The sequence below is a fragment of the Brevibacterium sp. RIT 803 genome (genome assembly GCF_016892625.1).
Lineage (GTDB): Bacteria > Actinomycetota > Actinomycetes > Actinomycetales > Brevibacteriaceae > Brevibacterium.
Genome location: NZ_JAFEMW010000004.1, coordinates 80,757 through 93,274, shown reverse-complemented (window position 1 = coordinate 93,274; position 12,518 = coordinate 80,757). Strand labels below are relative to the sequence as shown.

At 63.2% G+C, this 12,518-nt stretch carries 14 protein-coding genes and 2 tRNA genes; 13 read left to right on the top strand and 3 right to left on the bottom strand.

Features of this window, described 5'->3' with window-relative positions:
* Nucleotides 1-197 precede the first annotated feature (197 nt).
* The 3 genes from JTF07_RS13530 (at nucleotide 198) to JTF07_RS13520 (ending at nucleotide 1,249) form a co-directional block, all read left to right on the top strand.
* A complete protein-coding gene (locus tag JTF07_RS13530) occupies nucleotides 198-998 on the top strand; it encodes a glycerophosphodiester phosphodiesterase (RefSeq protein WP_204234773.1) in 801 nt (266 codons plus the stop codon).
* Between the two features lie 78 nt (nucleotides 999-1,076).
* Nucleotides 1,077-1,149, top strand: a tRNA-Thr gene (locus JTF07_RS13525).
* Nucleotides 1,150-1,175: 26 nt separating this feature from the next.
* Nucleotides 1,176-1,249, top strand: a tRNA-Met gene (locus JTF07_RS13520).
* 52 nt (nucleotides 1,250-1,301) lie between these two features.
* Here the strand turns inward: JTF07_RS13520 and JTF07_RS13515 are convergent.
* The gene (locus tag JTF07_RS13515; protein WP_204234772.1) at nucleotides 1,302-1,544 is read right to left on the bottom strand and encodes a hypothetical protein; all 243 of its coding nucleotides are present in this window, start codon (nucleotides 1,542-1,544) and stop codon (nucleotides 1,302-1,304) included.
* Between the two features lie 217 nt (nucleotides 1,545-1,761).
* Between JTF07_RS13515 and JTF07_RS13510 the strand changes: the two genes are divergently transcribed.
* The gene (locus JTF07_RS13510) at nucleotides 1,762-2,538 is read left to right on the top strand and encodes an SGNH/GDSL hydrolase family protein (RefSeq protein WP_353843971.1); all 777 of its coding nucleotides are present in this window, start codon (nucleotides 1,762-1,764) and stop codon (nucleotides 2,536-2,538) included.
* Here the strand turns inward: JTF07_RS13510 and JTF07_RS13505 are convergent.
* The gene (locus JTF07_RS13505) at nucleotides 2,535-3,095 is read right to left on the bottom strand and encodes a PadR family transcriptional regulator (RefSeq protein ID WP_204234770.1); all 561 of its coding nucleotides are present in this window, start codon (nucleotides 3,093-3,095) and stop codon (nucleotides 2,535-2,537) included. The two genes, JTF07_RS13510 and JTF07_RS13505, sit on opposite strands and share 4 nt — an antisense overlap.
* Nucleotides 3,096-3,192: 97 nt before the next feature.
* Here JTF07_RS13505 and JTF07_RS13500 point away from each other — a divergent pair, with 97 nt between their 5' ends.
* Complete coding sequence (locus JTF07_RS13500; protein WP_204234769.1) at nucleotides 3,193-4,149, top strand: squalene cyclase; 957 nt, start codon at nucleotides 3,193-3,195, stop codon at nucleotides 4,147-4,149.
* Here the strand turns inward: JTF07_RS13500 and JTF07_RS13495 are convergent.
* Nucleotides 4,146-4,715 (bottom strand): hypothetical protein, encoded by a 570-nt coding sequence (locus JTF07_RS13495; protein ID WP_204234768.1) that lies wholly within the window; start codon nucleotides 4,713-4,715, stop codon nucleotides 4,146-4,148. The two genes, JTF07_RS13500 and JTF07_RS13495, sit on opposite strands and share 4 nt — an antisense overlap.
* A gap of 151 nt (nucleotides 4,716-4,866) precedes the next feature.
* Between JTF07_RS13495 and JTF07_RS13490 the strand changes: the two genes are divergently transcribed.
* The 8 genes from JTF07_RS13490 (at nucleotide 4,867) to fdxA (ending at nucleotide 12,512) form a co-directional block, all read left to right on the top strand.
* Nucleotides 4,867-5,742: an aldo/keto reductase gene (locus JTF07_RS13490; RefSeq protein WP_286672965.1), complete on the top strand. Its 876-nt coding sequence runs from the start codon at nucleotides 4,867-4,869 to the stop codon at nucleotides 5,740-5,742.
* On the top strand, nucleotides 5,743-6,513 hold the full coding sequence (locus tag JTF07_RS13485) for a sirohydrochlorin chelatase (RefSeq protein ID WP_204234767.1): 771 nt from the start codon (nucleotides 5,743-5,745) through the stop codon (nucleotides 6,511-6,513).
* 154 nt (nucleotides 6,514-6,667) lie between these two features.
* Nucleotides 6,668-8,389 carry a nitrite/sulfite reductase gene (locus JTF07_RS13480; protein ID WP_502710966.1) on the top strand — a complete coding sequence of 574 codons (1,722 nt, stop codon included), beginning with the start codon at nucleotides 6,668-6,670 and terminating at the stop codon, nucleotides 8,387-8,389.
* Nucleotides 8,386-9,159: a phosphoadenylyl-sulfate reductase gene (locus JTF07_RS13475; RefSeq protein WP_204234766.1), complete on the top strand. Its 774-nt coding sequence runs from the start codon at nucleotides 8,386-8,388 to the stop codon at nucleotides 9,157-9,159. The genes JTF07_RS13480 and JTF07_RS13475 overlap by 4 nt, the downstream gene beginning before the upstream one ends.
* On the top strand, nucleotides 9,156-10,064 hold the full coding sequence (cysD, locus tag JTF07_RS13470; RefSeq protein WP_204234765.1) for a sulfate adenylyltransferase subunit CysD: 909 nt from the start codon (nucleotides 9,156-9,158) through the stop codon (nucleotides 10,062-10,064). The genes JTF07_RS13475 and cysD overlap by 4 nt, the downstream gene beginning before the upstream one ends.
* Nucleotides 10,064-11,392, top strand: coding sequence for a sulfate adenylyltransferase subunit 1 (locus tag JTF07_RS13465; RefSeq protein ID WP_204234764.1), 1,329 nt, complete (start codon nucleotides 10,064-10,066; stop codon nucleotides 11,390-11,392). The genes cysD and JTF07_RS13465 overlap by 1 nt, the downstream gene beginning before the upstream one ends.
* Nucleotides 11,389-12,189: a uroporphyrinogen-III C-methyltransferase gene (gene cobA / locus JTF07_RS13460; protein WP_204234763.1), complete on the top strand. Its 801-nt coding sequence runs from the start codon at nucleotides 11,389-11,391 to the stop codon at nucleotides 12,187-12,189. The genes JTF07_RS13465 and cobA overlap by 4 nt, the downstream gene beginning before the upstream one ends.
* The gene (fdxA, locus tag JTF07_RS13455) at nucleotides 12,186-12,512 is read left to right on the top strand and encodes a ferredoxin (protein ID WP_069599761.1); all 327 of its coding nucleotides are present in this window, start codon (nucleotides 12,186-12,188) and stop codon (nucleotides 12,510-12,512) included. The genes cobA and fdxA overlap by 4 nt, the downstream gene beginning before the upstream one ends.
* Nucleotides 12,513-12,518 lie beyond the last annotated feature (6 nt).

Sequence of the window (12,518 nt, the reverse complement as noted above, 5' to 3'; positions counted from 1 at the left end):
CGGTCGTCACATCCACACCGGCGTGGTTATGAAGCAGCTCACACAGAGTACGTTATTGCCTGTTTTCGGATAGTGCCTATGTCTTTCTCAGCATTCAAGATAATGAAGACGATTCAGGTCCATCATGCCGTGCGATGAAGGGCGACGGAACGTGCCCGGATTGAGGCGTGGGCCGGGGCAGGGCATAGTCTGGGCGTATGAGTTTTCTGCAGTTCCTGCACGAACGAGGCATTACTGAGCGACCTGGTTCCTCGAAGCGTCCCCTGGTGATCGCGCACCGCGGTTATTCCGCAGTGGCCCCGGAGAACAGCCTCGCCGCAGTGGATGCGGCACGTGCGCTTGACGTGGACTTCATCGAAGTCGACACCTCGACGAGCGCCGATGGGGTTCCGGTCATCCTCCATGATCCGGATCTGGATCGGACCACGAATCGGAAAGGACCGGTGGCGAACCTGACGGCGGAAGAACTCTCCTTCGTCGACGCCGGCTCCTGGATGGGCCCGGGATTCACCGGAGTCCGGATACCCACGCTGGCAGCGGTGATGCGAGATATCCAGCACCGAGGCGGTGAACTCCTGCTCGAGCTCAAGGGGGAGTGGTCCTCCGGTGCGGTGGCTCAGATCTCCGAACTCGTCGTTGCGACCGGGACCGCTGACCGCATGGTCGTGCAGTCCTTCAACACCGAGACGCTGGCGGCCTGCAGGGACATGCTGCCGATGGTTTCGCGCTTCCTTCTGCGCATGGTCCCGCGCCCTGAAGACATCGAGTTGGCACGGGCCCTGGGCGCTGTCGCGATCAATCCCTCCTTCAAGGGCTTCTCCATGCGCAGGTCCGTTGTCACCGAGTTCCGTGACAATGACCTGGGCGTGTTCGTGTGGACGGCTGATTCCATGGATGAGTGGCGTGAACTCCTCGATGCCGAGGTCGATGGCATCATCACCAACCAGCCCGGCCGCCTGCAGGGTTTCCTGGCGGGTCGATTCGACCCGGTGAAGTGAACTCATGCAACCTGTGAGTGACGTCACTGAACGCCGATTTGCCCTCGTTGCGCGAAGCCGTGTAAATTCTTACCTGTTGCCCCGATAGCTCAGTCGGTAGAGCATCTCCATGGTAAGGAGAAGGTCAAGGGTTCGAATCCCTTTCGGGGCTCTCGTGCCGCTTAAATGCGGTGCTGGGGCGGGGTAGCTCAGCTGGTTAGAGCGCACGACTCATAATCGTGAGGTCGGGGGATCGAGCCCCCCTCCCGCTACACTGACAGAAGAACCTCCACCTGCAGGGTGGAGGTTCTTCTGATTCACCGGTTACTCATGCGGCTGCGCGGTGACGTCCTCTGGTGCGAATTCCGCCGCGAACTTCCGAAATGTGCTGCACAGTGCCCAGTAGATGGCCCCGGATACCGGGGCAACCAAGATGACCTGCCACCATGACAGATCTTGTGAGCCCCAGCCGAGAAGTTTGAAGCAGGAGTGGACGCACAGGACGAAGATCATCAGGGTGATCGCTTCTCGCCGGTTGCGGCGGCGTTCGGAGGTTGACTCCTTCATAAAAAACAAGGTTACCTGAATAATTGAATCTTCAGGATGTCATTTTTCGGTGGACCCGCGGTTGGGGGCGAAGCTAGGATGATCGTTACTCAACTTGTTGATTAATGGAGCCTGTGATGAAAGACCTCTTTCCACATCTGCACGGACCACAGGATCGTCGTTGTCGGCCTTTGTGCGGTCGGGTCCCGATGACGGCGACACTGTGAGTGGTGATCCCGTGCTTCCGCTGCGATACGTTGCGATCGGGGACAGCCTCTCCGAAGGGGTCGGTGACGAACCCTGGCCCGATGGCAGCCCGCGAGGCTGGACTGATCGCCTGGCCGCACTTCTGACAGCGCACTACGGTCGACATCAGCCGATTCACTATGCGAATCTGGCCGTGCGCGGCTACAAGACAGCCCAGATCGTCGACACACAGATCGAGACGGCCCTTGCGTTGCGACCCAGCTTCGTCACTCTGACTGCCGGAATGAATGACATCATGCGGCCACGTGTCGATTTCGGCGCCCTGAAGAGTGCCCTCGCAGGGATCGTGGAGCCACTGATCGCTGCCGGCGCCGAGATCTTCGTAGTCCCCGTCCCCAATCTCGCTGGAGTCTCGCCAGCCGGACGACTGATCAACACCCGTCGGCTGCGACTCAACGCGATCTACCAGCACCTCGTCGATACCCACGGAGTCCTGCCGCTGACGAATACCACCAATTCGGTCTTCGAAGATCCCCGGGCTTGGGACGAAGATCGCCTTCACCTGGCCACACTTGGTCACGAGCGGCTCGCCTGTGCCGCTGCTGCGAGCTTCGGTCTCCCGATCGGGTTCGATTTCCTCGGTGCTCCAGAAGGGCCAGCGCCGGTGCGCACAGGCAGCACCGAAGCACAATGGTGGTGGAAACACGTCAGGCCATGGGTCTATCGGCGGCTGACCGGCAAGTCGTCAGGCGATGGTCGAGTGGCCAAACGCCCTGACCTGGGGCCGGTCGTCACCGACGGATACTAGGATGCTGCTGTCCGATCGGCGAGTGTCGTCAGCACGAACTCGCACCAGCGGATGTTCTCCCGTTCGAAGGTGATCCCCCGCGCCAAGGTGAGGTATGGGCCGAGGTGGTCGGCCTCGACCAGGTAAGCCTGCTCGCTCCGTCCTTTGAGCAGGTGTGTGCGAGTCTGTTCGTAGTTTTTCAGTTTCGTCTTCGAAGCCTCGAGCTTGTCGTGCACATTAGCCTTGATCGATGCGGCGTCACCGAGTTCCATCGACTCGACCTGTACAAGCAGTTCGTCGCGGATGGCGGTCGGTTTGGGGGTGCGGATCGTGAAGTCGTGCAAAGCGGTACGGCCCTGATCGGTGAGGGAGAACAGTCGTTTGTTCGGTCGTTTCTGCTGGTGGACCGCCCGTGCCTCGACGAGCCCGGCCGCCTCCATCTTGTCCAGCTCGCGGTAGAGCTGCTGCGGCGAGGCAGCCCAGAAGTTCGAGACGGTCACGTCGAACGCCTTCGCCATGTCGTATCCGGAGGCCTCGCCATTCGAGATCGCGGCTAATATCGCATCCTGAAGTGCCATAGCCGACACCATAGCCCGGCATCTCGACCGATCACAAAGGTGATTGTTCCGAATGTAGACTGGGGTCACGCACTTTGCCCACCGTAGGGAATCAGCGATGATCGACACTCGGCTCAGCCACTGGCTTCTGGATTCCGACCCTGCTCTGCGCTGGCAGGTCGAGCGCGACCTGTTGGGCCTCGACGAAGACGTCTGGCGGGATACGCGGGCGAAGGTGTCGACCGAGGGATTCGGCCGTGAGCTACTCAGCCATCAGGACGCTGACGGGCAGTGGGCCGGGGGTGCATACTTCCCGTCGGACTTCAGGGGCGAAGGGCCTCAGCCATGGACGGCCACGACGTGGGCGCTCAATCAGCTTCGAGACTGGGGAGCTCCCGCCTCGGCGCTGCAGGGAATGGCCGAGAAGCTGGCACCGGTGAAGTGGGAATACGAAGACCTGCCCTATTGGGGCGGGGAAGTCGACGTCTGCATCAATGCGATGACGCTGTCGAACGGTCTGTGGCTCGGCGCCGACGTCGACGGGATCGTCGACTGGTTCCTCGACCATCAGCTCGAAGATGGAGGCTGGAACTGCGAATGGGTGGAAGGGTCGAGGGTGGGCTCCTACCATTCCACGCTCAACGCCCTGATCGGACTCCTCGACTACCAGGTGCGAACCGGCGATGCTGAGCGGGTGGCGGCGGCACGAGGCCGAGGAGAGGAGTACCTGCTGCGCCGTGAGCTCTTCCGCAGGCTCTCGACAGGGGAACCCTTCTACGATCGCGTATTCAGCTTCGCCCATCCTCGGCGGGCCTATTACAACGTCCTCGCTGCGGCCGATTACTTCCGGGCAGCCGACTATTTCCGGGCAGCAGCAGAAGGCGCCGGCCCCGATCCGCGCATGGCGGAGGCGATCGAGGTCATCAGATCGCAGCGTCAAGACGACGGGACCTGGTTGCAGGGACACCGGCTCGACGGCGACGTCTGGTTCCATATCGACGTGCCCGGAGGTGAACCATCGAAGTGGGTGACTCTCCAGGCGACCCGAGTTCTGGAATGGTGGGACTCGGCCTAGAAGTCGACTTCGCTCGGGTCGAGGCCGGGGAACTTGACCTCGTACTTGACCATATCGTCCTTGTGATCGACGAGTTTGACCGAGCCGAAGTAGGTCTTCTTCTTCGTTTGAACCTCGCAGCTCGTCAGGCCCCACCAGTCCATGACCTTCATATCGTCTCTGCACTCGACCGCCTTGACCTTCATCGTGAACTTGTTCGTGAACAGGTCGTCGATGTCGGCTTCAAGTGATGCCTTCGGAACTGTTCCGTCGCCTTCTTTGTTGACCTTGATCCCGTCGTCGCTGGCCCAGGAGGTGGCTTTCGGGGAATCTTTGAAGGGATCCTCATACTTGGTCCTGCTGGGCTCCGGCTTCGCGGCCTCCGACTCCTCAGCCTCCGTGGGCTCTTCGGACTCAGCAGCCTCGCCCTGCATAGCACCCGGGGCCTTGGTCTCCTCGCTCTGCTCGGCCTCGTCAGTCTTCTTCTCATCACCTCCGCCGCAGCCGCTCAAGGTCAGGGCCAGTGCGACAACAGCCGCGGCGATGACTGCTCCTGATCGCGAGAGTGACTTCTGCATCGGTTTCATCGTGTTGCTCCTCATCGGAATTCATCTGTGCCAGGGATGACTCATCTGACACCACGGGCGTTGTTCGTTCATTGATGATTCTGCCATCACTGCGCCGGCAGGCAACGATTGCGCTGTGCAGTTCCGGAGACACATGTGTCCATCCAGGCACATGACGTCTGACCCCCGCCACCGGCCCGGTCTCGACTACGATGACCGGATGATCCCCACCACGACAGCAGCCGACAGCACTGGCCTTCCGCTCCTCGGGCAGGGTACCTGGCACATCGGCGACGATCCCGCGCAGCGAACCACCGAGATCGCGGCGCTGCGCGAAGGAATCGAACTGGGTATGACCCTCGTCGACACTGCGGAGATGTACGGGTCCGGACGATCTGAGAGCCTCGTCGGAGAGGCGATCGCACCTGTACGTGATGAGGTGTTCCTCGTCGACAAGGTGCTGCCGACGAATGCCTCGGAATCCGGTGCAGTCGAGGCCTGTGAGCGGTCCCTGGCTGTCCTCGGAACCGACCACATCGACCTCTACCTGCTCCACTGGCCAGGCTCATACCCGGTGGAGGAGACGATTGCCGCCTTCGAGAGACTCCGCGAACGGGGCCTCATCGGAGCCTGGGGCGTGAGCAACTTCGACCCTGCCGAGATCGCGGCACTGCCCGCGGTGCCGCTGGTCAACCAGGTCCTGCTCAACCCCACCCGTCGGGGCCCGGAGTTCGATCTTCTGCCCGCTCACCGCGAAAGCCGACCGCACATCACGACGATGGCATATTCGCCCGTGGAACAGGGGCACCTGCTCGAGGATCCCACCCTCGCCGAGGTGGCCCGTCGTCACGACGCGACCACAGCCCAGATCCTCCTGGCCTGGGCGATCCGGTCCGGTGATGTCATCGCGATACCCAAGGCCTCGAGGCCGGACCATGTGCGGGCCAACGCTGCGGCAGTCGACATCGATCTGACGAGTGACGACCTCGCTGACATCGATCGTGCATTCCCCACCCCCACATCACCGATGCCACTGGAAGTGATCTGAGTGACTCTGCCATCGATCGGTCTCATCTCCCACGGCACCTCGTCGACAGAGGGGCGCAGGGTCATCGAGGCGCTCGCCTCCGCCGTCACCGATGACCTGCACTGCCGAGGGCTGGCCGCCGAGGTGATGCTCGGCCACGTCGATGTCCAGCACCCTGATGTCGCCGAGGTGCTCTCGGTCCTGCCGCCTGATTCCCCAGTGATCCTCGTGCCGTTGCTGCTCTCCCCGGGCTATCACGTGCATGTCGACCTCGCCGATGCCATCCGGGCAGCAGGAGGCGCCGATGGTCGAACAGGGCCAGGCACTGACCGCACTGAAGCGAGCGGGCGAGCCGAGCGTCGTGACATCCGACTGACGCCGACGCTGGGGCCGGACTCTCGGCTTGCCCGGATCCTGGCCGAGCGTCTGCCGAACCTCGAAGACGAGGACCAGGTGGTGCTCGCGGCTGCAGGATCAAGTGACGACAGGGCCAACGCAGCCTGCCTGGAGGTGGCTGAATCTCTGGCTCATGAACTCTCGAGGCCCGTCGTTGCAGGGTTTCATGCCGGTGGGGGAGACCGCTTGGGCGATATTGTTGAGCAGAAACGTGGGTCTGGTGCCCGCGTAGTGCTCTCGAGCTATCTTCTGGCGCCGGGGTTCTTTCAGGATCTCACTTCGACGCTCATTTCTGACTCCCGTGAGATCCTCGCGCCACCGCTGCTTCATGACGGCGCGGAAACCCCGCCGTTGCTGGTCGATGTCGTTCGTGACCGGATAGTCTCAGCGCTCTGATTCGGGGTCAATGTCCACGACCAGGATCGTCATCGGTCGACTTATGTGGTCATGTGTCACGAAACGACATGATTGGGGACCCTAATTTGTTGAGCAATCGATATCTCTTGTAGCGTGACTCACCAAAGGTTCACCGCAGCGTTTGGAGACGATCGTGTCCGCACATGTAGAAGAAATCAAGCAGACTCCGAGATCTGGGGCTTCCACACGGCCGGCTCGACCGAAGAAGTCAAACGGTCAGTGGAAGATCGACGGTCAGGAACCGTTGAACAAAAATGAAGCCGACAAGGCCCAGGACAACGGGCTCAATGTGCGCGCACGCATCGAAGAGACATATTCGAAGAACGGCTTCTCCTCGATCACCGATGAGGACCTGCACGCTCGCTTCCGCTGGTGGGGTCTCTACACCCAGCGCAAGCCAGGCATCGACGGCGGCCGCACGGCGACACTCGAACCCCACGAGCTCGAAGACGAATACTTCATGCTCAGGATCCGCATCGACGGTGGGAAGCTGAGCACAGAACAGCTGCACACCATCGCCGGAATCTCGAACGACTTCGGACGCGGCAGCGCCGACCTCACCGACCGTCAGAACATCCAGCTCCACTGGATCGAGATCGAGAACGTGCCCGAGATCTGGGATCGGCTCGAAGCCGTCGGGTTGCAGACGACCGAGGCCTGCGGCGACGTTCCCCGTGTGATCCTCGGTTCGCCGGTGGCCGGGATCGCCGCCGATGAGCTCATCGACCCGACTCCCTCGATCGAGGAGATCTCGCGCCGGTACATCGGCGATCCGAGCTTGTCCAATCTGCCCCGCAAATACAAGACAGCGATCACCGGCCACCCCAGCCAGGACGTCGTCCATGAGATCAACGACTGCTCCTTCGTCGCCGTCGATCACCCCGAACACGGAATCGGCTACGACCTGTGGGTCGGCGGAGCACTGTCGACGGTGCCGCGATTCGCAGAGCGTCTCGGCGCGTGGGTCGCCCCCGAGCAGGTCGTGGAGACCTGGCTCGGAGTGACCGAGATATTCCGCGACTACGGCTATCGGCGCCTGCGCAACAAGGCCCGCTTGAAGTTCCTGCTCGCCGATTGGGGCGCCGAGAAGTTCCGCGACATCCTCGAGACCGAATACCTCGGCTACAAGCTCGCCGACGGGCCGGCCCCTGAGAAGCCAGCCACTGCAGGTGACCATGTGGGCGTGCACAAGCAGGCCGATGGGAAGTACTACATCGGAGTCAGTCTCATCGCCGGTCGTGCCTCTGGCACATTGCTCAACCAGGTCGCCGACCTCGCGGACAAGTTCGGTTCGACACGTCTGCGCACCACCCCGCACCAGAAGATCCTCCTCCTCGACATCGAGGAGAAGGACATCGATGAGGTCGTCGCCGGCCTCGACGCTCTTGGGCTCTCCAGCCGCAAGGACCTGTTCCGCCGGTCCACGATGGCCTGCACCGGCATCGAGTTCTGCAAGCTCGCAATCGTCGAGACCAAGCAGACTGCCGCCGATGCGGTGGCGCAGCTCGAAGAGCGCCTGGCCGGGATCGATCTGCCGCACCCGATCAGCCTGCACCTCAACGGCTGCCCGAACTCCTGCGCACGCATCCAGACCGCCGATATCGGACTCAAAGGTCAGCTGGTGACCATCGACGGCGTGCAGACCCCGGGGTTCCAGGTTCACGTCGGCGGGGGACTGGCATCGAAGGATCGGGACGAAGCGGGACTGGGCCGCACGGTCCGCGGCCTCAAGGTCACCGTCGATGACCTCAGCGACTACGTCGAGAAGCTTGTTCGCCGGTTCCTCGACGGACGTTCAGAGGACGAGACGTTCTCCCAATGGGCCCACCGCGTCGACGACGAGGAGTTGGTATGAGCACCCCTGAAACCCGAACCACAGCTGTCCTGCCCACGCCCACCCGCCACCGACGTGGCATCGACGAGCTCAAGTCCCTCGCCGAGGCGGGGGCCAAGGAGCTGGCAGGCGATCCCGACAACGGCGTGGCCGAGGCCAACCCGGCCGACGTCATCCGCTGGGTCTCACGCAATTTCGAGACCTCCACCTGCGCAGTGGCCTGCTCGATGGCCGATGCGGCCCTGCCGCACTATGTCGCCCAGTACCTGCCCGGCGTCGACGTGCTCTTCCTCGACACCGGCTACCACTTCGCGGAGACCTATTCCACCCGCGACGAGGTGGCCAGGAAGGTCGATGTCAACATCGTCGACGTCCTCCCGGAGCAGACCGTGGCACAGCAGGATGCCCAATTCGGTGCCGAGCTGTTCAACCGCGACCCCGGCCTCTGCTGCGCCCGGCGCAAGGTCGCACCTCTGAAGAAGTCTTTGGCTGGCTACGAACTCTGGTTCACCGGAGTCCGCCGGGACGAAGCACCGACCCGCGCGAATACGCCGCTGGTGACCTTCGATGAGAAGAACGGGCTGGTCAAGGTCAACCCCCTGGCGGCCTGGTCCTTCGACGATCTTCTCGACTACGCCGGTGCCTTCGACGTGCCGGTCAATCCACTGCTGTCGCAGGGATATCCATCCATCGGATGCCAGCCCTGCACCAACCCCGTTGCCGAGGGGGAGGACCCCCGTGCCGGCCGTTGGGCTGGAACCTCGAAAACAGAATGCGGGCTGCACGTATGAGCATCGATCACACACCACTGTCCACCCTCGACGTCCTCGAATCCGAAGCGATCCACATCATCCGTGAGGTCGCCGCCGAATTCGAGAAGCCCGTGCTGCTGTTCTCCGGCGGCAAGGACTCCGTCACCGTCCTCCACCTCGCGGCCAAGGCCTTCTGGCCCGCGAAGATCCCGTTCGGTCTTCTCCACGTCGACACCGGCCACAACTTCCCGGAGATCCTGAAATTCCGCGATGAGACCGCCGCCCGCTATGGCATCGACCTGAACGTGGCGAAGGTCCAGGACTACATCGACGACGGCCGCCTGCGCGAACGCGCCGATGGCACCCGCAACACTCTGCAGACCCAGCCGCTCATCGACGCGATCGCCGAGGGCGGATACGACGCCGTCTTCGGCGGTGCCCGCCGTGACGAGGACAAGGCCCGCGCCAAGGAACGCATCTTCTCCCTGCGCGATGAGTTCGGCCAGTGGGATCCGAGCAACCAGCGCCCCGAGCTGTGGAACCTCTACAACGGCCGCCACGTCAATGGCGAGCACGTACGCGTGTTCCCCATCTCGAACTTCACCGAACTGGATGTGTGGAGCTACATCGCCCGGGAGAACATCGCCCTGCCCCACCTCTACTACGCCCACGAGCGCGAAGTCTTCCAGCGTGACGGCATGTGGTGGTCAACGGGTGAGTTCTCGGCCCCGCGGCCTGATGAGTCCGTCATCCGCAAGTCGGTGCGCTACCGCACCGTCGGCGACATGAGCTGCACGGGCGCCGTGGAATCCGACGCCGATGACATCTCCTCGGTCCTCGCCGAGGTGGCTGTGACCACTGTGACAGAACGCGGAGCAACTCGCGCCGATGACCGGATCTCGGCTGCGGCGATGGAAGACCGCAAGAAGGACGGATACTTCTGATGACCACGACACCAGACACCACCGCTGCCACACAGACGAAGACGCTGCTGCGATTCGCCACGGCCGGCTCCGTCGACGACGGCAAATCGACGCTCGTGGGTCGACTCCTCCACGATGCGAAGGCAATCCTCGCCGACCAGCTCGAGGCCGTCACGCGCACCAGCGAGGAGCGCGGCTTCGTCGGCGGCGAATTCGACTTCGCCCTGCTCACCGACGGCCTGCGGGCCGAACGGGAACAGGGAATCACGATCGACGTCGCCTACCGCTACTTCGCCACCGACAAACGGTCGTTCATCCTCGCTGACTGCCCCGGACACGTCCAGTACACCCGGAACATGGTCACCGGAGCCACGACCGCCGATGCCGTCGTCGTCCTCATCGACGCGCGCACCGGAGCCACGGAACAGACTCGACGCCACCTCACAGTCGTCCACCGTCTGGGCATCGGGCACGTCATCCTTGCGATCAACAAGATCGACCTCCTCGACTACGATCAGGTGGCGTATTCGAAGGTGGAGGCCGAGATCGAAGCGCTGACGGCTGAGATCGGACTCGACTCGGCTCATCTGATCCCGGTCTCTGCACTGGCCGGTGACAATGTGGCCGAGGCTTCGGCGAACACGCCGTGGTACCAGGGTCCCGCGCTGTTGGAGCTGCTCGAGAACCTGCCCAGCAAGGAAGAGGACACGGCCGACCTCGAGCCCTTCCGCCTCGACGTGCAGTCCGTACTGCGCCCGCAGGGCGGCCTGGCACCGGAACTCGACCCTGATGAGTTCCGCGACTACCGGGCGGTGACAGGCCAGGTCACGTCAGGACGAATCCGCCTCGGCGATGAGATCGACGTTCATCCGGCCGGTCTGCGGACCACTGTGGTCGGCATCGACACGGCAGATGGACCGCTGGAGACCGCGGGCGCCCCGCTGTCCGTGGCGCTGCGTCTGGCCGATGACATCGACACCGCGCGCGGCAGCGTCCTCGCCGCTGCCGGAAGCCTGACCGAACCTCGCAAGGCACTGCGGGCCGAGGTCTTCCCCTTCACCTCCGATGGACTGCGCACCGGTGACCGGGTGCTCGTCAAGGCCGGCACCTCGACGGTCAAGGCGATCGTGACGATCGAATCGAAGCACAACCTGCTGACATCAGGATCCGAACCCGCCGAGGTGCTCGCCGGAAACGACATCGGCACCGCCGAGGTGAAACTGGCCACCGCTCTGCCGATCGCGGACTTCCGCGAGCACGGACGCGCGGGCGGCTTCCTCATCATCGATCCGCAGACCGGGTCCACCGTGGCCGCAGGAATCCACACTCCCGAGGACGAACAGTCATGAGTCTCTTCACCCGTCAGGCACCGGGCAGCGTGCTGCTCATCGGCGCAGGACCCGGTGATCTCGGCCTGCTGACCGTCAAGGGCCTGCGCGCATTGGAAGCAGCCGAGGTCATTGTTGCCGACCGCCTCGGCGCGCGTTCGGTCATCGACCAGCTCGAGACCGAACGCGGGGAGTCACTCGAGGCTGAGATCATCGACGTCGGCAAGACCCCTGGGCACCATCCGGTTCCGCAGCAGCGGATCAACGAGATCCTCGTCGAACAGGCTCGCGCCGGGCACCGAGTGGTCCGACTCAAGGGCGGAGACCCGTTCGTCTTCGGCCGCGGCGGCGAAGAGCTCGCCCACTGCCACGAAGCCGGCGTCGACGTGCAGGTGGTGCCGGGAGTCACGAGTGCGAACTCGGTTCCCGCCGTTGCCGGAATCCCGCTGACTCACAGGGGACTGGCCACCGCATACACAGTCATCACCGGCCACGATCAGCTCTCCGAGCTCGGCGGAGGACGCGACCACACGGTCGTCGTGCTCATGGGCATCGGCACATTGGCGCATTCGACGATGATCCTGGCCCGCGGTGGGCGCGGGGGAGACTGCCCTGTCGCGATCATCGAGGACGGGTTCGGAGACAACCAACGGGTCACCGTCGGCACTCTCGATACGATCGCCTTCCAGGCCGCACGCCGAGGTGTCCGTTCACCGGCCGTCGTCATCGCCGGTGATGTCGTGACCTTGAGCCCGTATGCCGTCGGAGCCTTCGCCGCTGCGCAGGTGTCCGAGCCAGAACTCATGAGGAACCCATGACCTACATCATCGCCCAGCCCTGCGTCGACTTGAAAGACCGGGCCTGCATCGACGAATGTCCCGTCGACTGCATCTACGAGGGCAGCCGCTCGCTCTACATCCATCCCGAGGAATGCGTCGACTGCGGTGCCTGCGAACCCGTCTGCCCCGTCGAAGCGATCTTCTACGAAGACGACGTCCCCGACGAATGGGAAGCCTACTACTCGGCGAACGTCGACTTCTTCGACACCATCGGATCCCCGGGAGGCGCCGCCGCGCACGGAGTCATCGACGGCGACCACCCCTTCATCGCGGCCCTGCCGCCCCAGAACACTGACGACTGACTCTCC